This window comes from Rhodococcus sp. NPDC057135 (genome assembly GCF_042670865.1).
In the GTDB taxonomy this organism is placed as follows: domain Bacteria; phylum Actinomycetota; class Actinomycetes; order Mycobacteriales; family Mycobacteriaceae; genus Rhodococcus_F.
Map to the genome: position 1 here is coordinate 295,657 of NZ_JBHUUU010000002.1, position 25,060 is coordinate 320,716.

General features: G+C 64.1%; 10 protein-coding genes. 5 read left to right on the forward strand and 5 right to left on the reverse strand.

Annotated features, from left to right (window positions below; all coding sequences use genetic code 11):
* Position 1: 1 nt before the first annotated feature.
* From sufU to ACFT1A_RS04420, 3 genes are all read left to right on the forward strand, one after another.
* A complete protein-coding gene (gene sufU / locus ACFT1A_RS04410) occupies positions 2-502 on the forward strand; it encodes a Fe-S cluster assembly sulfur transfer protein SufU (protein ID WP_214886594.1) in 501 nt (166 codons plus the stop codon).
* Complete coding sequence (locus tag ACFT1A_RS04415; RefSeq protein ID WP_003944963.1) at positions 499-921, forward strand: metal-sulfur cluster assembly factor; 423 nt, start codon at positions 499-501, stop codon at positions 919-921. The genes sufU and ACFT1A_RS04415 overlap by 4 nt, the downstream gene beginning before the upstream one ends.
* Before the next feature lie 338 nt (positions 922-1,259).
* The gene (locus tag ACFT1A_RS04420; protein ID WP_378445970.1) at positions 1,260-15,527 is read left to right on the forward strand and encodes an amino acid adenylation domain-containing protein; all 14,268 of its coding nucleotides are present in this window, start codon (positions 1,260-1,262) and stop codon (positions 15,525-15,527) included.
* 1 nt (position 15,528) lies between these two features.
* Here the strand turns inward: ACFT1A_RS04420 and ACFT1A_RS04425 are convergent, their stop codons facing one another.
* Positions 15,529-16,386: a Ku protein gene (locus ACFT1A_RS04425; protein WP_378445971.1), complete on the reverse strand. Its 858-nt coding sequence runs from the start codon at positions 16,384-16,386 to the stop codon at positions 15,529-15,531.
* A gap of 140 nt (positions 16,387-16,526) precedes the next feature.
* Here ACFT1A_RS04425 and ACFT1A_RS04430 point away from each other — a divergent pair, with 140 nt between their 5' ends.
* The gene (locus ACFT1A_RS04430; protein WP_378445972.1) at positions 16,527-17,498 is read left to right on the forward strand and encodes an alpha/beta hydrolase; all 972 of its coding nucleotides are present in this window, start codon (positions 16,527-16,529) and stop codon (positions 17,496-17,498) included.
* A gap of 14 nt (positions 17,499-17,512) precedes the next feature.
* Here the strand turns inward: ACFT1A_RS04430 and ACFT1A_RS04435 are convergent, their stop codons facing one another.
* Both ACFT1A_RS04435 and ACFT1A_RS04440 read right to left on the reverse strand, forming a co-directional pair.
* A complete protein-coding gene (locus tag ACFT1A_RS04435) occupies positions 17,513-18,643 on the reverse strand; it encodes a lycopene cyclase family protein (protein WP_378445973.1) in 1,131 nt (376 codons plus the stop codon).
* Positions 18,644-18,653: 10 nt separating this feature from the next.
* Positions 18,654-19,439, reverse strand: a complete 786-nt coding sequence (locus ACFT1A_RS04440) for an SDR family oxidoreductase (RefSeq protein WP_378445974.1) — start codon at positions 19,437-19,439, stop codon at positions 18,654-18,656.
* Positions 19,440-19,568: 129 nt separating this feature from the next.
* Here ACFT1A_RS04440 and ACFT1A_RS04445 point away from each other — a divergent pair, with 129 nt between their 5' ends.
* Entirely contained in the window at positions 19,569-21,200 is a 1,632-nt protein-coding gene (locus ACFT1A_RS04445; protein WP_020907739.1) for an ABC-F family ATP-binding cassette domain-containing protein, read from the forward strand.
* A 60-nt stretch (positions 21,201-21,260) separates the two neighbouring features.
* Here ACFT1A_RS04445 and ACFT1A_RS04450 read toward each other — a convergent pair whose 3' ends face one another.
* Positions 21,261-21,827 carry a TetR/AcrR family transcriptional regulator gene (locus ACFT1A_RS04450; protein ID WP_214886600.1) on the reverse strand — a complete coding sequence of 189 codons (567 nt, stop codon included), beginning with the start codon at positions 21,825-21,827 and terminating at the stop codon, positions 21,261-21,263.
* Between the two features lie 180 nt (positions 21,828-22,007).
* Positions 22,008-24,809 (reverse strand): aconitate hydratase AcnA, encoded by a 2,802-nt coding sequence (gene acnA, locus ACFT1A_RS04455; RefSeq protein ID WP_378445975.1) that lies wholly within the window; start codon positions 24,807-24,809, stop codon positions 22,008-22,010.
* Positions 24,810-25,060: the final 251 nt, after the last annotated feature.

Below are 25,060 nucleotides of genomic sequence, written 5' to 3' on the forward strand. Positions count from 1 at the left end.
CATGCGCATGGAGCAGATGTACCAGGAAGTGATCCTCGATCACTACAAACATCCGCACGGCCGCGGGCTCCGCGAGCCGTTCGGCGCCGAGGTGCACCACGTCAACCCGACGTGTGGCGACGAGGTGACGTTGCGCGTCCAGATCTCCGAGGACGGAACGGTCTCCGACGTCTCGTACGACGGACAGGGCTGTTCGATCAGCCAGGCGTCGACGTCAGTGCTCAACGACCTCGTCATCGGGATGCAGGTCACCGACGCACTGAAGACGGTGACGGCGTTCAACGAGATGGTGAGCAGTCGAGGCACCGTCGAGGGGGACGAGGACGTTCTCGGCGACGGCATCGCCTTCGTCGGCGTCTCGAAGTACCCGGCACGCGTCAAGTGCGCCTTGCTCGGATGGATGGCATTCAAGGATGCTGTAGTCCAGATTGTCGACGGCGGTGCAGTCACGACGGCGGACAGCAGTGAATTGGTCGACACGACTGAAGGACAGGGATCATGACCGAGACACAACCAGTGCAGGACGCCGAGGTCGGCGCTCCGGTGAATCCGAATCCCGATTCCACTGCGGAATTCGGTGGCGCACAGGGCAGTGGCACTGTTCCGTCGCCTGAGCGACTCGACGAACTCGAAGAAGCGATGCGCGACGTCGTCGACCCCGAACTGGGAATCAACGTCGTCGATCTCGGCTTGGTCTACGGACTCTTCGAAGACGACGGCGTCGTCACGATCGACATGACTCTGACGTCGGCGGCGTGCCCGTTGACCGACGTGATCGAGGACCAGGCGCGCGGCGCACTGGTGCGTAGCGATCTGTGTACCGACATGAAGATCAACTGGGTGTGGTTGCCGCCGTGGGGACCGGACAAGATCACCGAGGACGGACGCGAGCAGCTGCGCGCACTCGGCTTCACGGTCTGACGAGTAATCTCAGCACGATCAACTGAATAGATTTCACCGGAGCGTCGGTGCCCGTTCGTCGGGTACCGGCGCTTCGGTTTGTTATATAGGGCCGTTTTAGCCATGATATTCAGGACAATAGTCCCAAATGGTTGTTTGATGAATATTTGCTGGAAGCTGACTGATCGGTAACATCGCAGCTGATTGTCACGATGTGATCTCCGGCGGGCGATTTGCCAGTTTCCACCCGAGCTTTTCAATGTATTCGTCTGATTTCGACGTGCCCCGATCAGTTCGAAGCGTCCTGCGGGCGCATATACCTGTTTGCATCATGATCAAGTTGTAAGAGGGAGATTCGTGTGGATGGCAGTCCCGACCGAGGAATCGTTTCCGCAGCTCGTCCGGACGACGAAGTCACCTTCCCTCTTTCTGCCGCGCAAATTTCCCTACTTGTCGCACAACAGCTTCGACCCGAGATACCGGTCAGCATCGCTCAATACGTCGATGTGGACGGCCCGCTCGACATCGACCTGCTGACCGCTGCCAGTAAGCAGACCGGCCGCGAGATCGGTTCCGGATACCTGCGCCTGGTCGAGGTCGACGGGGTCGCGCGTCAGTGGCTCGATGTCGACATGGACGATTCCCTCGACGTGGTCGACCTGCGCACCGAATCGGATCCGGAATCGGCGGCGCGCGAATGGATGCGGCGCGAGCACACCGCCGCCATCGATCCGTTCACCGATCGCCTGGTCAGGCTCGCGGTCCTGATTCTTCGCGACGACCATTCCTACTGGTACAGCCGCATCCATCACGTAGCCCTCGACGGTTTCGGTGCGATGTCGATGATGAACCGCACGGCCGAGATCTACACCGCCGCCGTACGGGATCTGCCAGTTCCCCCAGTGGTAACTGCGCCTCTCGAGGCTTTGGTGAAGGCTGAGTCCGACTATCTGGGCTCCACGCGGTGGGAGCGCGATCGCGACTACTGGACTACGAAGATGGCCGACAAGCCGAGCGGAACCTCGCTCGCGTCCTCGACCTCTCCGTCGCAGGCGTGGTCACGGCTGCGGTCGGCGACGGTGCCGGAAGAACTGCGAAGCTCCCTCGAACGCCTTGCCGAAGCGCACAACGTGACGACGTCCTCGGTGGTGATCGGCGCTCTGGCCGCCTACCTCGCCCGGGCGATCGGAACTCGCGATGTCGTGCTCAGCCTCCCGGTCTCGGGGCGGACGACAAAAGCTGCTCGCAGGTCCGGCGGAATGATGTCGAACGTCGTCCCGCTACGCGCGAGCGTCGACCCCTACTTCGCAGTGGGGGATTTGCTTCGTGAGGTGAAGCTCGAACTCACCGGTGCACTGCGTCATCAGAAGTACCGCCACGAGGACCTGCGACGCGTCCTCAACGCCGGTGATCACAGTATCGCCGACGGCCGCGGCTTCCACGGACCGCTGATCAACCTCATGCTGTTCCACTCCGGAATCACTCTCGGCGACGCGCACGGCGAACTCCACGTGATCTCGACCGGGCCGATCGAAGACCTCTCGGTCAACGTCTATCAGACTTCCGCGGCCGAAGAGATCCAGATCGACTTCGCCGCGAATCCAGACCTCTACACCGATGAGGACATTTCGCGTCACCATCGACGGTTCCTCGACTTCCTCGAATTGTTCTGTGCCGCAGAATCGGGAACTCGATTGATGGACATCGACCCGGACGCCGCGGGGAAGTGGATCGCAGAAGTACAGCACGCCCGCAACGTCGAATACTGGTCGTCGACATTGTCGAACCCGGCCGAGGAGCTGGGGTTGCCGGTCGTCGCCGGAACCGGTCGAACGTCCACGCCCCTCCAGATCGAGGCAGACCTCTGCCGCCGCCTCGAGACGATGGCGACGACGATGAACACGAGTCTGTTCGTGCTGTTCCAGTCTGCGATGACCGGACTGCTGCGCCGCGTCGGTTCGGCCGACGAGGTGTCGATCGGAGTCTCGGTTCGCGGATACGGCGCCTCGAATCCGGACGACTTCGTCTCGATGTTCGCCAATCAGCTGGTGCTTCGCTCGACGGTGTCGAACACCATGACGCTCACCGATCTGGTCGGCGCGGTGGACACCGTCGCGATCGACGCCTTCGAACACGCAGACATTCTTCTGTCTTCGGTGACCGCCGCCCTCGGCGACGGTCGATGGGTGGAGACGGGCCCGTTGTTCCGGGCGATGGTCTGCTTCGAGGAACCGCTCGATGCACACCCGAGATTTCCGGGACTCATGGTCGGTGCGCCGATCGGGTCCGACCTCGCGACAGCTCCGGAACTGTTTGTCTCCCTCGCGATTCCGACGGGTGAGCATGCCGACTTCGATCAGCCGATTTCCGGGGTTCTGGATTGGCTCGGCACGAAAGAGCAAGCCGACGACCTCGCCGACCGCTATCTACGAATCTTGACCGCAATGGTCAGTGCACCGCAGTCTGTGCTCGGCGCTGTGGACTTGCTCCGCGCGGACGCGCGCCAGGCGCTCGTACCGCCCGTTCTGCCGACCACGCCGGTCCGAACGCTCTCCGACATCTTCGCCGACCGTGTTCGCGCGACCCCTGACGCGATCGCCGTCGTGGGCGACGAGCGAGTGTCGTACCTCGAACTCGATCGACGATCGAATCGGTTGGCGCGCAAGCTCGTCGATCACGGTGTGCACTCCGAGTCGCTGGTCGGAATCATGCTGCCGAAATCCGTCGACATGATTGTCGCGGCTGTCGCGGTGCTGAAGGCCGGCGGCGGATATCTCCCGCTCGATCGTGCGCACCCGGCCGAGCGATTGGCGTATGTGGTCGAGGATGCGCAACCGGTGTGCATCATTTCCGATTCCACCTTCCTGAACTCCGATGTGACGGTCGTCGGAGTCGACTCCGACGAGTACTCCGGTGCGAGTCTGGAAACCGATGAGCGCCCGCGTGCGCACGGAGCCGACAATCTGGCGTACGTGATCTACACCTCGGGGTCGACGGGTCGACCCAAAGGCGTCTCCGTCACCCATGCCACCGTGGTGCGATTGTTCGAGAACACGCACGTCGAATTCGGATTCGACGGCAGCGACGTGTGGACGATGTTCCACTCGTTCGCCTTCGACTTCTCGGTGTGGGAACTGTGGGGCGCGCTGCTCCACGGTGGAACTCTGGTGCTGGTCGATCACGAAGTCGCACGCGACCCCGATGCCTTCCGAGCGCTGGTTGCTGCGGAAGGTGTCACGGTGCTCAATCAGACGCCTTCGGCCTTCTACCAGTTCATCGAAGCGGACCTTCGGGCCGATTCACAGACTCGGCTCCGGTTCGTGATCTTCGGTGGCGAAGCGTTGGACCTGCGTCGACTCGGGCGCTGGTACGACAATCACCCGGGCTACGACAATCACCCGAAATCCGGGCCCGCGCTCGTCAACATGTACGGCATCACCGAGACGACGGTGCACGTCACGCATCTCGAACTCGACCGACCGAGCGCGAGTTCGGTTACCGGCAGCCGGATCGGTGACGCGATCGACGGACTTCGTGTGTACCTGCTCGACGAGCATCTCTCGCCGGTCCCGGTGGGAATCGCGGGGGAGATCTACGTCGCGGGCGGTCAACTCGCCCGTGGTTATCTGGGCCGACCCGATCTCACCGCGGGCCGGTTCGTCGCGGATCCGTTCAATGCCGGCGGACGACGGCTGTACCGCTCCGGCGACCGTGCACGCTGGATTGCGCCCGGACAACTCGAGTACCTCGGGCGCGGCGACGCACAGGTCAAGATCCGCGGATTCCGGATCGAACTCGGCGAGATCGACTCCGTCATCCTCAGCGCGCCGGGAATCGACGACGCCGTGACCGTCGTGGCTCCGACGCCGGCCGGTGGCGCTCTGGTGACGTACGTGACGGCTTCCGGCGCCGTGGAAGTCGACGTCCTCCGCGCCCACGCCGCCGAAGTCCTCCCGACCTACATGGTTCCCGACGCCTTCATGGTCATCGATTCAATTCCGTTGACCACCAACGGAAAACTCGACCGGCGTGCGCTGCCGTCGCCGATCCTGGCCTCCACCAAGGTCTTCCGGCCTCCGACGACACCGATCGAGGGCAAGGTTGCCGCGGTTCTGGCTGACATCCTGGGTAGTGGACCGCTCGGACTCGACGACAATTTCTTCCATCTGGGCGGAAACTCGCTGGTAGCGACGACGGCGGTGGCGCGCTTGACCGAAGCTACCGGGGTTCGGATGCCGCTGCGTGCTCTCTTCGATCACCCCACGGTGTCCGGGATCGCGGCGACCGTCGAGCGTGCCGCACAGACGCCGGACGCCGACGGTATTCAGGTAGTGGTCAGGCCGGCGGTACTACCGCTCGCTCCCGCGCAGCAGCGACTGTGGTTCCTCAACCGTGTCGCACCGGAATCAGGTGCCTACAACATTCCGCTGGCGGTGTCGCTGCGCGGCGATGTCGACGCCGACGCATTGGGCGCCGCGATCATTGACGTGGTGACCCGCCACGAGTCACTGCGCACCGTGTTTCCTCAGATCGGGGACAACGCAACGCAAAAGGTTCTGGGCCTCGGCGAGGGTATCGCGGGACTCGAGTCGATCGAGGTGGAACGTGAAAGCCTCGAGCGAGTGATCTTCGAATTCTCTTCGGCTGGTTTCGATCTGGTTCGCGAACGCCCGGTGCGCTACCTGCTGATCACTGTCGCCGACGACAAGGAGGGCAGAGACGAGGAAGCCGTCCTCGTCGTAGTTCTGCATCACATGGTGGCCGACGGTTGGTCACTCGCGCCGCTGGCCGCCGACCTCACCGGCGCCTACGCGGCCCGCGTCGGCGGCAACGGACCACAGTGGGCACCCCTTCCCGTTCAATATGCCGACTATGCGCTCTGGCACCGGGAACACCTCGGTGACGCTACATCCGCCCAGTCTCTTGCCCGCTCCCAAATTGCCTTCTGGAAGCAGCGCCTGGCGGGAGCGCCCGAGCAACTCCACCTGCCGACAGACCGTCTGCGCCCACTCGATCCGTCCATGCGCGGAGCCGGCGTCGACATCAGGATCGGCGCTTCCACCCACCAGAAGCTCGTTGCGCTCGCCGCGGATCACGACGCCACTACATTCATCGCGCTGCACGCGTGCTTCGCGCTCCTTCTGGCCCGCTACAGCGGCACTGACGACATCGTCGTCGGAACACCGGTGGCTGGACGAGGGGACAGGTCTCTCGATCTGCTGGTCGGCATGTTCGTCAACACCCTTGCCTTGCGGACCGTCGTCGATCGTGATGCACCCTTCGGGGAGTACCTCGCGCAGGTCAGAGCCGTCGATGTGGATGCCTTCGACAATGCGGACGTGCCGTTCGACGTCGTCGTGGACGCGCTCGAACTGGACCGCTCGTCCTCGCATCACCCGGTCTTTCAGGCGGCCATCACCTCGCGGATAACCACCACTCACACAGCCGAACTCGCCGGAGTGTCGATGACGGCGCGGGCGGTGGAGACGGGGCTGACCAAGTTCGATCTCGAACTCACCGTCACGGAGCGTCGCGAGGGCGGGTCCGCAGCGGGAATCGATGCCACGTTCACCTATTCCACCGATCTGTTCGACAAAACGACCGTCGAAGCGTTGGCGCGTAACTTTGTGACACTCGTGGAATCAGCAGTGTCGGAACCGACTGCACCGGTTGGCGGCCTTCGTGTACTCGGCGCCCGGGAGAGCGCCGTGATTTTGCCGCGGCGCGGTGACCTCTCGCTCGGCGAATCGACCTTGGCGCAGATCCTGGGCGAGAGCGCGCTGGCCCATCCCGACACGATCGCCCTCGAAGACTCCGAGCGGTCACTCACGTACGCAGAGTTGGAGCGCCGATCGAATCGGATTGCTCGATACCTCATGGACCTGGGCGTCGGCCCCGAAACGCCGGTCGCGCTGGCCGTCGCCCGATCGGTCGACTCGGTGCTCGCAGTCTGGGCGGTCACCAAAGCCGGCGGCGTTTTCGTCCCGGTCGATCCTCGCTATCCCGCAGATCGCGTTGCGCACATGCTCGAAGATTCGGGGGTGCGCATCGGAATTCGGTCCGCCGAGGTTGCGGCTGGTCCGGCGGTCGGCGGGAACGTCGCGGTCTGGATCGACCTCGGCGACGCGGACACCGTTGCAGAATGTGCCGCCTACTCCGATGCTGCGATCGACGAAGCGGACAGAACGGGATCGATCTCTGCGGCCTCGGCTGCCTACGTCATCTACACGTCCGGCTCGACCGGAGTGCCGAAGGGCACCGTCGTCACTCACGCGGGTTTGGTCAATCTTGCTCGCGAACAACAGGATCGGTACCGGATCACCGCTGATTCGCGGACTCTGCATTTTGCGTCGCCGAGCTTCGACGGCGCCGTACTCGAACTTCTGCTCGCCGGTTCGACCGGCGCGACGATGGTGATCGCACCCGCCGACATCTACGGAGGGGAGGCATTGAGCGAGTTCCTCCGAAGCCGCGAAGTCACTCATGCCTTCATCACTCCGGCTGCTCTGGCGACCGTCGATCCGGCGGGCGTGACGGCACTGGAATGCGTCGTCGTCGGCGGCGATGTGTGCACTCCGGAACTGGTCTCGAGCTGGGGCAACGGGCGCAGACTGCACAACGGATACGGTCCGACCGAAACCACCGTCATGGTCGCCATCAGTGATCCACTTTCACCGGGCGAGCCGATCACCATCGGCGGCCCCATCCGCGGGATCGACGCCGTGGTGCTCGACGCCCGGCTGCAACCGGTCCCCATCGGCGGCGTCGGCGAGCTGTACATCGGTGGGCCGGGCCTCGCGCGTGGCTACCACCTCCGGCCTGCACTGACGTCGGATCGTTTTGTCGCGCATCCGTACTCGACGCCCGGTGCCCGGATGTACCGAACCGGTGATCTTGTCCGCTGGACCAAGGACCTCACCCTTCGTTACGTCGGCCGTAGCGATCATCAGCTCAAGATCCGCGGGTTCCGCATAGAACTCGGCGAGATCGACGCTGCCCTGATGGATTCCCCTCTCGTACACTTCGCGACGACAATTCCCGTCGAATCTGCTGCCGGCACCACCCTGGCGTCGTACGTACTGCTGAACGGACACGCTGATACCGAGTCGCTCTTTGCCACCCTCGCCGAGACGCTGCCGCGCTACATGATTCCGTCGTCGATCACCCCGATCGACACGATTCCGCTGACCCCGGTCGGCAAACTCGATCGCAGAGCACTACCGACGCCGATTCCGCGCGAAATCCTCGGAACGGGTCGTGATCCGGAGCCCGGGCTCGAACGAACCGTCGCCGACATCTTCGCCTCGCTGCTCGACGTATCCGAGGTCCGGGCCGCCGACAGCTTCTTCGATCTCGGAGGCAACTCCCTCGTCGCGACGCAGGTGTCCGCACGGTTGAGCGCAGCGACGGGGTTCGCCGTGGACGTGCGTTCGATCTTCGAAGCGCCGACCGTCGAAGCTCTCGCTGCGCGTCTGGCGGCGAACGCCGAAGAATCAGACGATCGACCTGCCCTGAGCGCCGGTGCTCGCCCGGACCGCCTGCCACTCTCCGCTGCACAACAGCGACTGTGGTTCGTCAATCGCTTCGATCCGCAGTCCTCGGTCTACAACATCCCGTTCGCGATCCGGATCACCGGACACATCCTCGGCGATGCACTCGAAGACGCACTTGCGGACGTCGTCGCACGCCACGAGGTACTTCGAACGATCTACGTCGACAGCGCGGACGGCCCGAGCCAGGTCATCCGGGCGCTTTCCGACGTGCAGTTCTCCATCGAGCAGTATGTCGGCTCCGAAGGAGTCGACGCGGCGACGACGGAGTTTGCGGCGCGGGGGTTCGATCTCGGTTCGGATCTGCCGATTCGGGCACTGCTCGTGCGCGAGGACGCCGATGCTCACGTACTGGTCGTCGTCATCCACCACATCGCCTTCGACGGCTGGTCTCTGACTCCCTTTGCCACAGATTTCATCGCTGCTTACACCGCGCGCGTTGTCGGAGATGCACCAGTTTTTGCGCCGCTCGACGTGCAGTACGCCGATTACGCGCTATGGCAGCAAGACTCGCTCGGACAGACCAATGATCCTGAGTCTCTGGTTGCCCGCGAGCTGACGTTTTGGACAGCTGCCATGGCGGGTGCCCCGGACGAGGTACTGCTACCCGTGGATCGCGCGCGCGGATCTGTCACCACCAACGCTGTCGGATCGGTCCCGATCGTCATCGACGCGGCGACGGGGGAGCGACTCGGCGCCCTGGCGCGGCGGAGTGGTACGACGCAATTCATGGTCGTACACGCGATCCTGGCGGTTGTTCTCGCCCGTCTCGGTGCAACCGACGACGTGGTGATCGGGACTCCGGTAGCGGGCCGCGGGCGACCCGAACTGGATTCCCTGATCGGGATGTTCGTCAATTCGGTACCGCTTCGCACACCGGTCGATCATCGAGCGTCGTTCACCTCTTTGCTCGAGGTGGTCCGCGATCTCGACCTTGCTGCTTTCGCGCACGCCGAGCTGCCCTTCGAGGTGCTCGTCGACGCCCTCGATCTCGACCGGTCCACCACACGGCACCCCCTGTTCCAGGTCATGCTGTCGTACCACCAGAATCTGCTCTCGCCGCAGGTCACGGTCCACGACGCGCATCTAGAGGCGCAGCCACTCGAACCGTCCGTCGCGAAGTTCGACCTCGAGTTCACCCTGCTGGCCGGCGATTCCGAGAACACGGAGATCACCGGATCGCTCAGGTTTGCCGAGGCGCTCTTCGACACCGTCACCGCAGAATCGATCGCCGCCCGTGTGCAGTCTGTGGCCCGCGCCGTCGCCGCCGAACCGGACACGGCGATCGACGACATCGAATTTCTCAGCACCCTCGAGCGGGCGTCGCTGATGCCGGTTCGCGGTCCGGCGTGGACAGCCGCGCGTACCTTGGCCGAGATCTTGACGCGGACTGCTACCCGCTCAGGCGAATCGGTGGCCCTTCGATCCGGTGACACCACCGTGCTCTACCGCGACCTGTTCGCCCGTGCGTCTTCGCTTGCCCGGCGCTTGACCACCGAGGGGATCGGCGCCGAAGATATTGTGGCAATAGCCATTCCGCGTTCGATCGACTCGATCGTCGCGCTGTGGGGCGTCGCCTTGACCGGTGCCGCGTTTGTTCCGGTCGATCCGCGATACCCCGCCGATCGAATTCTGCACATGCTCACCGATTCGGGAGCCACCCGCGGAGTGACGACGGAAGCGGTGATCGAGTCGCTGCCTCGCCCGGTTCCGTGGATGACGATGGGCGGCATCTACGGCGACGGGGTCGGGCAGCCGATTCCGGCCGCACCGATCCGAATCGACAACCTCGCCTACATCATCTACACGTCCGGATCGACGGGAAAGCCCAAGGGCGTCAGCGTCACTCACCGTGGTCTGAGCGCATTGGCCGCCGAGCAGACGGCGCGCTACGGCATCTCGGCGCAGTCGCGGACGCTGCACTTCTCTTCGCCGAGTTTCGACGCATCCATCCTCGAACTGCTGCTCGCCGTGGGTGAGGGCGGGGCGATGGTGATCGCAACTCCCGACGTGTACGGCGGCGAGGACCTCGCGAAACTTGTCACCGATCACCAGGTGACCCACGCGTTCATCACGCCGGCTGCACTGGCCTCGGTCGATCCCACCGGGCTGGACGTCTTACAGTCGATCGTTGTCGGCGGTGAGGCCTGCTCACCCGAACTGGTCCGCAAGTGGGCACCCGGTCGCCGGTTGTTCAACGGATACGGGCCGACGGAAACCACCGTCATGGTGTGCATCAGCGATGCCCTGACGGCGGGGGAGACCGTGACCATCGGCGGACCCGTCCGCGGAGTGTCCGCGGTGGTTCTCGACGGTTCCGCTCGGCCGGTTCCCGTCGGGGTCACCGGTGAGCTCTACATCGCCGGCCTGGGACTTGCCCGCGGCTATCTCGACCAACCCGCCTTGACGTCGACGCGATTCGTGGCGGCGCCGTTCGGTCCGGCCGGCACCCGCATGTACCGGACCGGAGACCTGGTTCGGTGGACGCCGCACGAGACGCTCGAATACGTCGGACGCTCTGATCATCAGGTGAAAGTGCGCGGATTCCGCATCGAACTGGGCGAGATCGACTCCGTGCTCAGCGCATACCCCGGCGTCGAGTTCGCGGTCACCGTGGGCGTGAACGCAGCCTCCGGTGAGACGATGTTGGCGTCGTACGTGGTACTCGGCACGGAATCCGTCAAGGTGGACGAGCTGTTGAGTCACGCGCGCCGCTCGCTCCCGGCCTTCATGGTGCCGTCGGCGGTCACCCCGATCGAGCGCGTTCCGCTCACCCCCGTCGGGAAACTCGATCGAGCCGCGCTGCCTGCGCCGACACTGCGTTCGTCCGAACGAAGTGTCGAGCCGCTGATCACCGAGACCGAATTCCAGGTCGCCGGCGTCGTGGCAGAACTGCTGGGAATCGAACAGATCAGTGCGTCGGACGGCTTCTTCGAACTCGGTGGCAACTCCCTACTCGCCACCAGACTGGCTCAGCGCCTCGGGGAGTCCCTGGGTAGGCAGATCCCTGTCCGAATGCTGTTCGAGCACCCCGAAATTCGGGAACTTGCAGCCGCACTCGACACTTCCGCCGAGGTAAAGGCACTTCCTCCGATCGCCGTTGCCGATCGCCCGGACCGGATTCCGCTTTCCTACGCGCAAGCACGCATCTGGTTCCTCAATCAGATGGATCCCAGCTCGCCGGCCTACAACGTCCCCGCCGCGATTTCGCTCGACGGTGCTCTCGACGTGCCGGCTCTCGAAGCTGCTGTCCTCGACGTGATCGAAAGACACGAGATCCTGCGCACGGTGTTCCCCGACTCCGACACCGGTCCACACCAGGTGATCCAGGACGCGTTCACCTCGCTGGAATTCGGAAACGCCGGCACCCGCGAACCGGCAGAGCTCGCCCGAGAATTTGCGTCGCGCGGATTCGACGTCACAACCCAAGCCCCCGTTCGGGCACTTCTGCTCGAGTCGACACCGCAGCACCACACTCTTGTCATCGTGATCCACCACATCGCGGCGGACGGGTGGTCGATCGCCCCGTTGATGAAGGACGTGCTCACCGCCTACGTCGCGAGAAGTTCGGGGCACGCCCCCGAGTTCACGCCCCTCGAGGTGCACTACGCGGACTTCGCGATCTGGCAGCGGGAAGCGCTGGGCGCGGTGAACGAATCCGAGAGCGTGCTCGGGGCACAGGCGTCGTACTGGCGGGAGAAGTTGCGGGGAGCACCCGAGCTGATCGACCTTCCCAGCGATCGGGCTCGCCCGCTCACCCAGTCGTTGAGCGGTGCCCACGCCGCGGTCTCGCTCCCGGCGCACACCCGGATCGCGGTGGAGGCCGTTGCCGCCGCGAATGCGGCGACGCCGTTCATGGTGTTGCACGCTGCATACGCGGTGCTGCTGGCCAGGCTCAGCCGTAGCACCGACATCGTGATCGGATCCCCGGTCGCCGGGCGCGGACACCGAGTTCTCGACGACCTGGTGGGGATGTTCGTGGGCACGGTAGGGCTGCGTACGACGATTGACCCCGGATCCACTTTCGTCGACGTCCTGCGTACAGTCCGGTCCGTCGACCTCGACGCGTTCGCCCACGCGGACATTCCGTTCGAGCAGGTCGTGGACGTCGTGGCGCCGACCCGGACCACCGACCGTCATCCGGTGTTCCAGACGATGATCTCGTTCCACGGCGCTCATCCGACGGCGTGGGATCTCCCGGGACTTACCGTTCGCGCCCACGAGATCACACCGGACATCGCCAAGTACGACCTGCAGTTCACCGTTGTCGAACAGACCGCGGAGGAGGGCGGTGGCTACGCGGCCTCCCTCACCTATGCACAGGACCTCTTCGACGCCGACACGGCGAACTCGTTTGCGGTGATGCTGGAAACGATCGTCGAGGCACTGACCGCCCAGCCCTCCGTCGTCGTCGGTGACGTGGACCTCGTGGGACATCGTCGGCGCGCGCTGTACGGACGTCCGGCCGGCGATGCTCTGACCTTGCCGGAACTGCTGCTTCGCGGCGCCGCCGATCCGCATTCCCTGGCACTTGTCGACGTCGCCGCATCCACCACGCTCACGTACGGCGAACTCGACCGCCGCTCCGACGCGATGGCGTTTGCACTGATCGCTCGCGGAATCACTCCGGAAATGGTTGTGGCACTGGCGCTTCCAAGGTCAGCCGACTACGTGATCGCGCTCTGGGCCGTGGCGAAAGCAGGCGGTGTGTTCCTTCCCGTCGATCCCGCGTATCCCGCCGAGCGGATCGAACACATGCTCACCGACAGTGGGGCAGTCCTCGGTATCACCAGAGGCCGGTATCTGGCCGAACTCCCGGATGTCACGTCGTGGATCGAACTCGACGCGGCCGAATTCACCGCCGAAATCGAGGCCGTCCATTCCGAGACTCTGCCCGACGCGCCACTCGAGCTCGACAATCCGGCCTACCTGATCTACACCTCGGGCTCGACCGGAAAACCCAAGGGCGTGTTGGTCACTCACGCCGGACTGGCAGCGTTTGCCGACGAACAGCGTGAACGCTTCGGGGTCACCACACACTCCCGCGCTCTGAGCTTCGCCTCGACGAGCTTCGACGCTTCGGTTCTCGAGCTGTTGCTGGCGTTCGGCGCCGGCGCAACGATGGTGATAGCGCCGCCGACAATTGTCGGCGGCGTCGAATTGCACGAATTGCTCGACGAGCAGGCAATCACCCATGCGTTTGTGACTCCGGCCGCGCTGGCAACTGTCGATCCCGCTGGACTCGACCATCTCGAAGCCGTAGTCGTCGGCGGCGATGCGTGCTCTGCCGACCTCGTATCTCGGTGGGCCCCGGGGCGTCGAATGTTCAACGCGTACGGCCCCACCGAGGCAACCGTCGCGGTCACCGTCAGCGATTCGCTCGCAGCGGGGGAGCCCGTGACGATCGGCGGTCCGATCCGCGGCGTGGACGCGATGGTTCTCGATTCCCGCCTGCACTCGGTCCCCGGCCGGGTCGTCGGTGAGCTCTACGTCAGCGGAGACGGTCTCGCCCGCGGGTACCTCGGCAACCCCGCGCTGACGGCGACGCGGTTCGTCGCCGACCCGCACGGACCCGAGGGCGCTCGGATGTACCGAACCGGGGATCTTGTGCGTGAAGATCGTGCGGGGTCGCTTGTCTACCTCGGACGCGCGGACCACCAGGTCAAGGTGCGAGGGTTCCGGATCGAACTCGGCGAAATCGATGCGGTGCTGGCGTCGGAGGCGTCTGTGCATTCGGCCGTGAGCGTGGTCGTCGGTGAAGGTGGCGACGCTCGGATCGTCGCGTACGTCGTCCCGGCCAACGGGGACGTCGACGCCTCCGCGTTACGCCGCCACGCAGCCATATCCCTGCCTGCGCACATGATCCCGTCCGCTGTTGTCGCGATCGACGCAGTCCCGACCACACCGGCCGGCAAGCTGGACCGCACCGCTCTCCCTGCTCCCCTCTGGGAGTCGCCCAGTGGACGCGGCCCGGAAGGCAGTGACGAGATCGCGATCTGCGCTGCTTTCGCGGAGGTACTTGATCTTGCCGACGCCGACACCTTCGCCGATTCGAGTTTCTTCGAACTCGGCGGAAACTCACTCATGGCAACGCGTTTGGTCGCTGCCATCAAGGAACGCACCGGCCTGACCGTCCCCGTCGCGTGGATATTCTCCGACCCGACTCCGGAGGCATTGGCGCGCAGACTCTTCGAACTCGAGGAAACAGTTGTGACAAGTGACGCGGATACGTCCGCACTTGCAGTAGTTCTGCCACTGCGGCCGGAAGGCCGCGCCGAGCCACTGTTCTGCATCCATCCGGCCATCGGATTGGCCTGGTGCTACGGGGCGCTCGATCGTTACGTCGATTCGAGCCGGCCGCTGTACGGCCTGCAGTCGCCGGTCCTGACGGACCCCGAATTCCGGGCGGAGCTGATCGAGGACTTCGCGGCGCGGTACGTCGAGGAAATCCGCGGCGTCCAGCCGCACGGTCCGTATCACCTGCTGGGGTGGTCGATCGGCGGATTGATCGCCCATGCGGCGGCGGTGCAGTTGCAAGCAGCCGGTGAGAGCGTCGCCGACCTGATTCTGCTCGACAGCTTCGTTCTCGAAGACCCGACGATGGCAGGTGCGCAGCCTTCTCTCGCCGAACTGATCGGCGGGTTGGGGATCTCGGTGCCGGACACCGACGAGCGCGATCTGACACCCGAGGACGCCGAAGAACTCTTGCGCGGAGCCATCGGCGATCATCCCTTGGTCTCGAGCGAGCGGATCGAGCGACTGTTCGAGGAGTACTCGGCCGGCGCCGAGCTGGCTCACCGCTACCGTCCGGGCAAGTTCGTGGGCGATCTGCTCTTCTTCTCGGCACAGACCGACACCTTCGACCCACTGCGGACTGCGTCGGCGTGGCGCCCGTTCGTGGCCGGGGTGATCATCGACCGTCCGGTGCCCACGTCACACGCCGAGATGTTCACCGAAGCAGGGCTGGACGCTGTCGGACCCGTGATCAACCTGGCAGTCGGAACGGGCCGTCACGCCGCCCCGGACGTCGACGCGGAACTGGATGCTCTGATCGAGGTTCAGGACGTGCGCGGCTGACTCAGGCGCGCTTCTTCGCTCGCGTCTTGCTTCCACTCGTTTTGCCGGCAGGGGTTTTGCTTGCGTTCGACTTGGCTTCGTCCACACTGCGCTGGAGCGCGGCAACCAGGTCGACCACTTCGGCGTCGGTGCCTTCCTGATCGACCTCGGCGGCAGGGATGACCTTCTTGCCGCCGTTCTCGATCATCTCGTCGAGCAACTGCCGCAGTTGGAGTTGGTAATCGTCGGTGAACTCGGTCGGATCGAAGTCGCCCGCCATGCTCTCGACGAGCGTCTGCGCCATCTTCAGTTCCTTGACCTTCGGCTTCTCCACGTCGTCGAGGGAGGGGAACTCTGCGGCGCGAACTTCGTCAGGCCAGAGGAGGGTCTGGATCACGAGGACGCCGTCGCGGGCGCGCATCGCGGCCAGACGCGTCTTCTGCCGCAGCGTGAAGTGCACGAGTGCTGTTCGATCACTCTCGGTGAGCACAGTCGAGAGCAGGACGTACGCCTTCGGTGACGCCGAATCCGGTTCGAGGAAGTAGCTCTTCTCGAACAAGATCGGATCGATCTGATCGTTCGGCACGAATTCCAGCACCGGAATCTCGTGCTTCTCGGCGGCTGGGAGCTTGTTGAAGTCCTCGTCGCTCAGGATGACCCGTGACCCGTCCTCCGAGTCGTACGCCTTGTCGATGTCCGCGAATTGGACCGTGTTGCCGCACTCGGAACACACGCGGTTGTACTTGATGCGGCCACCGTCTTTTGCATGGACCTGGTGAAATCGGATGTCGTGGTCCTCGGTCGCCGAGTACACCTTGACCGGAACGTTGACCAGACCGAAGGCTATCGAGCCTTTCCAAATCGAGCGCATGTCTCCCATGATGGTCGCCGCCGGCCGTTTGCGCGAGGCAAACGCTCTCGGTTGATCCCGAACCGTTGTGTCCGGGTGGGCCGGTTCGGGGCGCAGCGAGCGGGTATCCGCTCCGAGAATCCGACTCGCACACTTGGGGGCATACTCCGATGAGTATCCGAACCTTCCGTCGACGCGTCACCGCTGCGCTGGCGATTTCACTGGTTCCACTGCTGTTCGCACCTTGGCCCGCAACAGCCGAACAGGCACGCACCGTCAGGGTCACCGTTCATTCGGATGCGATGGACCGCGACATACCACTCGAGGTGATCCTTCCCGCCGACACCAGCGCCCCACGCCCGACGCTGTATCTGCTCAACGGCGCCGGCGGTGGCGAGGACAGTGCAACGTGGGAAGGACGGACGGATGTCCTGGACTTCTTCGCCGACAAGAACGTCAACGTCGTGACGCCGTTGGAAGGAGCGTTCAGCTACTACACCGACTGGCAGAAAGACGATCCCGTACTCGGACGCAACAAGTGGCAGACATTTCTCACCCGCGAACTACCGCCAGTGATCGACGCGCAGTTCAGCACCAACGGGGTCAACTCCATCGCGGCGATCTCGATGACGGCGACCTCGGTTCTCAACCTCGCGATCTCAGCCCCAGGGCTGTATCGCAGTGTCGGTGCCTACAGCGGGTGCGCGGAGACTTCCACCCCGCCAGGGCAGGACTACGTGCGGCTGGTGGTCGGCGCGCGGGGAGGCGCTGACCCGACAAACATGTGGGGACCGTTCGACGGTCCCGGATGGCGCGAGAACGATCCCGTCGTGAACGCGGAGAAACTGCGAGGAACCGAACTGTACGTCTCCACCGGTTCCGGGCTGCCAGGTCCACACGAAAACCTTCAGGCACCCGATGTGAACGGAAATCCCGGAGCGCTCCTGAATCAGATCATCGTCGGCGGCATCATCGAATCCGCGGTCAACGGGTGCACGCACGGACTGGCGGACCGACTGAACGCTCTGGGCATCCCCGCGACCTTCGACTTCAAGCCGACCGGAACACACTCGTGGGGTTACTGGCAGGACGACCTACACAATTCCTGGCCGATGATCGCCGGCTCGATGGGAACGCAGTAGTCGGTCCAGAGTGCTCACCTCAGAAACGGCGCGCGCATCAACGTCTTTCGGACGTGCCACGGTGATGACCGAAACAGGGATGCCATCACCTTCGCCGTCGCGGACGCGTCCCGCCGATCGGACAGGTAGGACCGCTGAGCCTCGATCGGTAGATCGAAGAACGTGTCGAAAAATGTCGCGACCTCGCCCGAGTCGAGGGAGAGAAGTGCATTCAGGCCAACGCGGCGAAGGGCAGACACCGCCCTGGCCGACTGCGGCCAGAGTGCCGCGTTGGGATCCCCACCGTCGGCGATTGCTTTCGCGACAGCGTCTGCCTCGGCGAGTGAGGAGGCAACGCTGTATCCGGTTCCAGGATGCATCAAACCGCCTCGCCCGCCGAACCGGAGGATGCCGTCCGGTGCGGACCCCCTCGGGCCTTCGACCGCAAAACGGACTCGCTCGACCGGCGCGTCGACGGGCACTTCGCAGCCCCGATTGTGAAGTCGGGTGCGCAGACGTGCTTCGAGTTCGCGGAGCCCCAACGCCGGCCGGCCGACGAGGCAGGTCTCCTCGAGGAGAACTCGCTCGTGATCGAGTGGGACCGCATAGAGGAACGACGGGGCGTCGGCGTCGGAAGTGCCGTTGTCTCTTCGCCAGTCCATGAACCAGGCTTCGCCATCGCCCAGAATCGGATAGGCCAGGGCGCGGTCGACGATCACTCCGAAGGCGGTCTGCTGCGCGGTTGTCACCGTCAAATCGGTGCCCCTGGCATCGATGACGATGGATCCCGTCAGCTGCGATCCGTCCACGCACACGACGGTGGTGGGGGACAGTGTTCGAGCGCTCAATGCTCTGAACTGCATGGAAGCATCAGAGAGAAATGATTGCAGTAACGGTGTATTCAATACGCAATATGCGCGATCAAGCGTTTTCTGTCCATCGGTCCACACGCTCGGACGTTGAATCCGGCTCGCGATCACCTCGTCCGGCAGCCACGACGGCAGCTCGTCCGCCCACGCCGAATACGTCGGAGTCCACACCCGATGGGGATGCGGATCGACAACGACGACGGTGAGTTGCCGGGCGATACAGCGGGTCGCGAGTGCCCGTCCGGCCGGGCCACCACCGACGATCACCACGTCGGCGGAGGAGTTTTCTGTGCTCACGACCGGCGCACTACATCGATCCCGTTGCGAGCAGACCGCCGTCGACCCGCACGGTTTCGCCGGTGATCCACGCCGCCGCGTCGGAGACGAGGAAGCCGACCAGGCCGGCAACGTCTTCGGGAGTGCCGAGTCGTTTCATCGGGTAGCCCGCCGACGCCTTGTCCTCGCCGGCAGCGACCAAGGCCGCCGCAAACTGTGTCTTGACGATCCCGGGAGCCACGGCATTGACACGAATCTTCGGTCCCAGTTGCCAGGCCAGTTCTTCCGTCAAACGGATGAGCGCAGCCTTCGACGCGCCGTACGCGGCGATCACGCCCGTCGATCGGATCCCGGCCACGCTGGCCAGATTCACAACCGCCCCACCGTGTTCTCCCATCCATGCCCGATGCGCTTGTTGGACGTAACCGAGGGCGGCAACCACGTTCACGTCGAAAATCTTGCGCACGGCGTCGAGGTCCGCCTCCATGAGCGAACCGAAGACGGGATTGATGCCGGTGTTGTTGACCAGAATGTCGAGTGAACCGAATTCGGAGACGGCGCGGTCGACGGCGCCGGAGCGGGCTTCGGCATCGGCAGCGTTGCCCGCGAATGCGACGACCTTTCCGCCGTGACCGAGAGCGGACAGTTCTGTTGCGGCGGCCTCGAGGGGCTCCGGCTTGCGGGCGGTGATCAGGACGTCTGCGCCGCGCGCGAGGAGTTCGGCGGCGACAGCTTTGCCGATCCCGCGACTTGCGCCGGTGACGATGGCGGCGCGGCCTTCGAGGTCGCGAGGACGAGTGCTGTTTTCGCTAGTCATGTCCCGAACGTTAGCGGACTCACACGCTGCTGGTCGGAACGACCGTCAGGTCACGGTAAAATCGATAGTTCTTGTGTCTGAAGTCAGGCATTGTTTACCCGTATTCGTCGTTTTTCCTGAGGAGTTTGCTTGATTACCGCCACTGACCTCGAAGTTCGTGCCGGTGTCCGCACCCTTCTCACGGCTCCCGGGCCCTCGCTGCGCATCCAGCCGGGCGATCGGATCGGACTCGTCGGACGTAACGGAGCCGGAAAGACGACCACACTGCGCATCCTGGCCGGTGAAGGTGAGGCATACGCGGGAAGCGTCGTACGCACCGGTGAACTCGGATACCTCCCTCAGGACCCCAAGGAGGGTGACCTGAGCATCCTCGCCAAGGACCGGGTTCTCTCCGCGCGAGGCCTCGACACGATGCTCCGCGAGATGGAGAAGCAGCAGATCCTGATGGGCGAGGTGCTCGATCAGGAATCCCAGGATCGCGCCGTCAAGAAGTACGGCCAGCTCGAGGATCGGTTCTCGGCCCTCGGCGGATACGAAGCCGAGAGTGAAGCCGCACGAATCACCAGCAGCCTCGGCCTCGAAGACCGCATCCTCGGACAGCCGCTCAGCACATTGTCCGGTGGTCAGCGTCGTCGCGTCGAATTGGCACGAATCCTCTTTGCCGCCTCGGACGGCAGCGGTGCCCGCTCGGACACGACGCTGCTCCTCGACGAGCCCACCAACCACCTCGACGCCGACTCCATCACCTGGCTGCGTGGATTCCTCCAGAACCACGAGGGTGGACTGGTGGTCATCAGCCACGACGTCGATCTGCTCAACGACGTCGTCAACCGCGTGTGGTTCCTCGATGCCGTCCGCGGTGAGGCCGACGTCTACAACATGAACTGGAAGAAGTACCTCGACGCACGCGCCACGGACGAGCAGCGTCGCCGTCGCGAGCGCGCCAATGCCGAGAAGAAGGCCGGCGCGCTGCGGATTCAGGCTGCGAAGATGGGCGCGAAGGCAACCAAGGCCGTCGCCGCGCAGAACATGGCGAAGCGAGCCGACAAGTTGATGGCGAACCTCGACGCAGAACGCGTCTCGGACAAGGTGGCGCGGATTCGGTTCCCCGAACCCGCAGCGTGTGGCAAGACTCCACTGATGGGCAAGAACCTCACCAAGGTGTACGGCTCGCTCGAGATCTTCACCGGTGTCGATCTCGCGATCGACCGTGGGTCTCGTGTGGTCATCCTCGGACTCAACGGTGCGGGTAAGACCACGCTGCTCCGCATCCTCGCGGGCGCCGAGAAGGCGGACGCGGGCGAGCTGATCGCCGGTCACGGACTCAAGGTCGGATACTTCGCTCAGGAGCACGACACCCTCGACGACGACGCATCCGTGTGGGAGAACATCCGCCACGCCGCGCCGGACACAGGGGAGCAGGAACTGCGTTCGCTGCTCGGTGCCTTCATGTTCACCGGCCCGCAGCTCGAACAGCCGGCCGGAACGCTCTCGGGTGGTGAGAAGACGCGTCTGGCTCTGGCCGGTCTGGTGTCGTCGGCCGCCAACGTTCTGCTTCTCGACGAGCCCACCAACAACCTGGACCCGATCTCACGCGAGCAGGTGCTCGACGCGCTCCGCAGCTACACCGGCGCCGTCGTTCTGGTCACTCACGATCCGGGTGCTGCCGAGGCACTCAACCCCGAGCGCGTCATCCTCCTGCCCGACGGCAACGAGGACCACTGGTCGCAGGAGTACCTCGAGCTGATCCAGCTCGCCTAACCCCCTGTGAGTGGTTAGGGAGTCCCCGCACTCCTCAACCACTCACAGGGGCGAAGCCCCTCAATCCCTTCGCCGCACAGACTCCTCGACCAGGTCGAGAACAGCCGAAAGGTTGTCGACGCCGTGGCCGGAGGCGATTCTCGCGACCAGGCCGTCCATCACCAGATCCAGATACCCGATCAGGATTTCGGTGGGAACGTCGTCCCGCAGCCGGCCGGCCGATTTCTGTCGGGCGAGGCGCGCACTGGTCGCTTCCGTCAGTTCTGCGGAGCGCTGCGACCATTTCTCACGGAAATCGGCGTCGTTGCGTAGTCGACGCGCTATCTCCAGTCGCGTTCCCAGCCAATCGAATTGATCGGGCTGCGCGAGCATGTCCCGCATGACCTGGACGAGGCCCTCTTCGGCGACGACATCGGCCATCCGGCTCGCATCCTCGCTGGCAAGCGCCAGGAACAAGCCGTCCTTGTCCTTGAAGTGATGAAAGATCGCTCCCCGGGACAAACCGGTGACTTCTTCGAGACGGCGAACTGTGGCGCCGTCGTAGCCGTATTCCGCAAAGCAGCGGCGGGCGCCGTCAAGGATCTGACTGCGCCGTGCCGCGAGATGGTCTTCACTGACCTTGGGCACGGGCATCCCTCCTTTGTCGGGTTGCCTGTGAGCATTTTCGGCTGTAGGCGCTGAATGTCGACTCAGTGCACAAAGCGCTCACGACCACCGATGAAACATGGTTCGCCTTCCGGCGAAAGTGGTCGTGAGCGCTTTGTGACCCGTCATGGGCCGAAAGTGCTCACAGGCACGTAGTGCCTACTAGCCCCGGATCATGTTGCGAAGCACGTACTGCAGGATGCCACCGTTGCGGTAGTAATCCGCTTCGCCGGGGGTATCGATGCGTACGACTGCGTCGAACACGACCTTCTCGCCGTTCTCGCGCGTCGCCGTGACCTTCATGGTCTTCGGGGTGACGCCCTCGTTGAGCTTCTCGACGCCTTCGATGTCGAAGGTCTCGGTGCCGTCGAGCTTGAGCGAACCTGCGGACTCGCCGACCGGGAACTGCAGCGGGACAACGCCCATGCCGATGAGGTTGGAGCGGTGGATGCGCTCGAACGACTCGGTGATGACGGCCTTGACGCCGAGCAGGCTGGTGCCCTTGGCTGCCCAGTCACGCGAGGATCCGGAGCCGTACTCCTTGCCGCCCAGGACGACCAGCGGGATGCCGGCTGCCTGGTAGTTCTGCGACGCGTCGTAGATGAATGCCTGCGGTGCGCCTTCCTGCGTGAAGTCGCGGGTGTAACCACCGGAGACGTCGTCGAGGAGCTGGTTGCGCAGACGGATGTTCGCGAAAGTACCGCGAATCATGACCTCGTGGTTACCGCGACGCGAGCCGAGCGAGTTGTAATCCGCACGCTCGACGCCGTGAGAGTCGAGGTACTGCGCAGCGGGGGTACCGACCTTGATCGGACCTGCCGGGCTGATGTGGTCGGTGGTGACCGAGTCGCCGAGCAGCGCGAGGACGCGGGCGCCCTTGATGTCCTTGACCGGAGCCGGATCCATCGTCATGCCGTCGAAGTAGGGTGGCTTCCGCACGTAGGTGGAGTTCACGTCCCACTCGAAGGTGTCACCCTTCGGGGTTTCGAGGTTCTGCCAGCGGCTGTCGCCCGCAAAGATGGTTGCGTACGACTTGCGGAACATGTCCTGGTCGATCGAGGACTTGATGGTCTCTTCGATTTCCTGCGTGGACGGCCAGATGTCCTTGAGGTAGACGGGGTTTCCGTCGGTGTCGTTACCGAGCGAGTCGGTCTCGAAGTCGAAGTCCATGGTTCCGGCGAGGCCGTAGGCAATCACGAGCGGCGGGGAAGCCAAGTAGTTCATCTTGACGTCGGGGGAGATACGTCCCTCGAAGTTACGGTTACCCGAGAGCACCGCGGTGACCGAGAGGTCGTTGTCGTTGATCGCCTTGGAGACTGCCTCGGGCAGCGGTCCGGTGTTACCGATGCACGTGGTGCAGCCGTAACCACCGAGGTAGTAGCCGAGCTTCTCGAGGTACGGCCACAGGCCGGCCTTCTCGTAGTAGTCGGTCACGACCTGCGAACCGGGAGCCATGTTGGTCTTGACCCACGGCTTGGTGGCAAGGCCCTTTTCGACGGCGTTACGTGCGAGCAGTGCAGCGCCGAGCATGACCGACGGGTTGGACGTGTTGGTGCAGGACGTGATGCCGGCAACAACGACGGCGCCGTGGTCGAGAACGAACTCACCGGCGTCGGACTTGACGACAACCGGCTTGCTCGGACGGCCTTCTGCACCGTTGGCAGCGGAGAGAACGTCGACTGCTCCGTCGTCGGCAAACGACAGAACTGCGGGGTCGGAAGCCGGGAAGGATTCCTCGACTGCCTCGTCGAGCTGGGTGTGCTCGGTCGGGTAGTTCTCCTCCACGTAGTTGTGGATGTCCTTGCGGAACGCAGTCTTCGACTCCGACAACAGGATTCGGTCCTGCGGGCGCTTCGGGCCGGCGATCGAGGGAACAACGGTTCCCAGATCCAGCTCGATGTACTCCGAGAAGACGGGTTCCTTGTCGGGGTTGTGCCACAGGCCCTGTTCCTTGGCGTACGCCTCGACGAGAGCGAGCTGCTCGTCGCTGCGGCCGGTGAGGCGCAGGTATTCGATGGTCTCGGCGTCGATCGGGAAGATCGCTGCGGTGGAACCGAATTCGGGGCTCATGTTGCCCAGCGTTGCGCGGTTCGCGAGCGGAACCTCGGCAACACCGTTGCCGTAGAACTCGACGAACTTGCCGACGACGCCGTGCTTGCGGAGCATCTCGGTGGCGGTGAGCACGACGTCGGTTGCGGTGACGCCGGGCTTGATCTCACCGGAGAGCTTGAAGCCGACAACGCGGGGGATCAGCATGGAGACGGGCTGGCCGAGCATTGCTGCCTCGGCCTCGATGCCGCCGACGCCCCAGCCGAGCACGCCGAGGCCGTTGACCATCGTGGTGTGCGAGTCGGTGCCGACGCAGGTGTCGGGGTAGGCCTGTCCGTTACGGGACATGACGGTGGGAGCCAGGTATTCGATGTTGACCTGGTGAACGATTCCCATTCCCGGGGGGACGACCTTGAAGTCGTCGAATGCGCCCTGGCCCCAACGGAGGAACTGGTAACGCTCGCCGTTGCGCTCGTATTCGAGGTCGACGTTGCGCTCGAGTGCGTCGGCCTGGCCGAAGACGTCGAGGATCACCGAGTGGTCGATGACCATGTCGGCGGGGGAGAGCGGGTTGACCTTGTTCGGGTCGCCGCCGAGGGTGGTGACGGCCTCACGCATGGTGGCGAGGTCGACGATGCAAGGAACGCCGGTGAAGTCCTGCATGATCACGCGGGCAGGCGTGAACTGGATTTCGATGCTCGGCTCAGCTGAGGGATCCCAGCTCGAGATGGCGCGGATGTGATCCGCGGTGATGTTGGCACCGTCTTCGGTGCGGAGAAGGTTCTCGGCGAGAACCTTCAAGGAATAGGGCAATTTCTCGGTGCCGGGGACAGCCGAGAGGCGGAAGATCTCGTAAGAGTTCTCACCGACCTCGAGGGTTCCCTTGGCTCCGAATGAATCGATACTGGTGCTCACGTCTGCTCCACTCGTCTATGAGGGTCGCTACCGACGGGGCTGTGTCGGCAGCTGAAGCGAGGTACTTCGGCTGGTAGATCCTCCGTAGCTCACGCCAATCGCACAGTTCACGTGAGAACTGTCCGAACATCGGAGCTGCAGTAGAACCTGTCCTGACCGGTGGTACCTCTCGGTCCAAGTCTAACAGTACGCTTGTCCTGTGAGAATTCAGGGCAAGTTGACCGAAACAATCTTCATGCAGACTGCGGGCC

What these genes read in the sequence shown, in the direction of transcription:
- sufU (WP_214886594.1), top strand. Translation starts at nt 2, where the DNA reads ATGCGCATGGAGCAGATGTACCAGGAAGTGATCCTCGATCACTACAAA.
- ACFT1A_RS04415 (WP_003944963.1), top strand. Translation starts at nt 499, where the DNA reads ATGACCGAGACACAACCAGTGCAGGACGCCGAGGTCGGCGCTCCGGTG.
- ACFT1A_RS04425 (WP_378445971.1), bottom strand. Translation starts at nt 16,386, where the DNA reads ATGGGAGACATGCGCTCGATTTGGAAAGGCTCGATAGCCTTCGGTCTG.
- ACFT1A_RS04430 (WP_378445972.1), top strand. Translation starts at nt 16,527, where the DNA reads ATGAGTATCCGAACCTTCCGTCGACGCGTCACCGCTGCGCTGGCGATT.
- ACFT1A_RS04440 (WP_378445974.1), bottom strand. Translation starts at nt 19,439, where the DNA reads ATGACTAGCGAAAACAGCACTCGTCCTCGCGACCTCGAAGGCCGCGCC.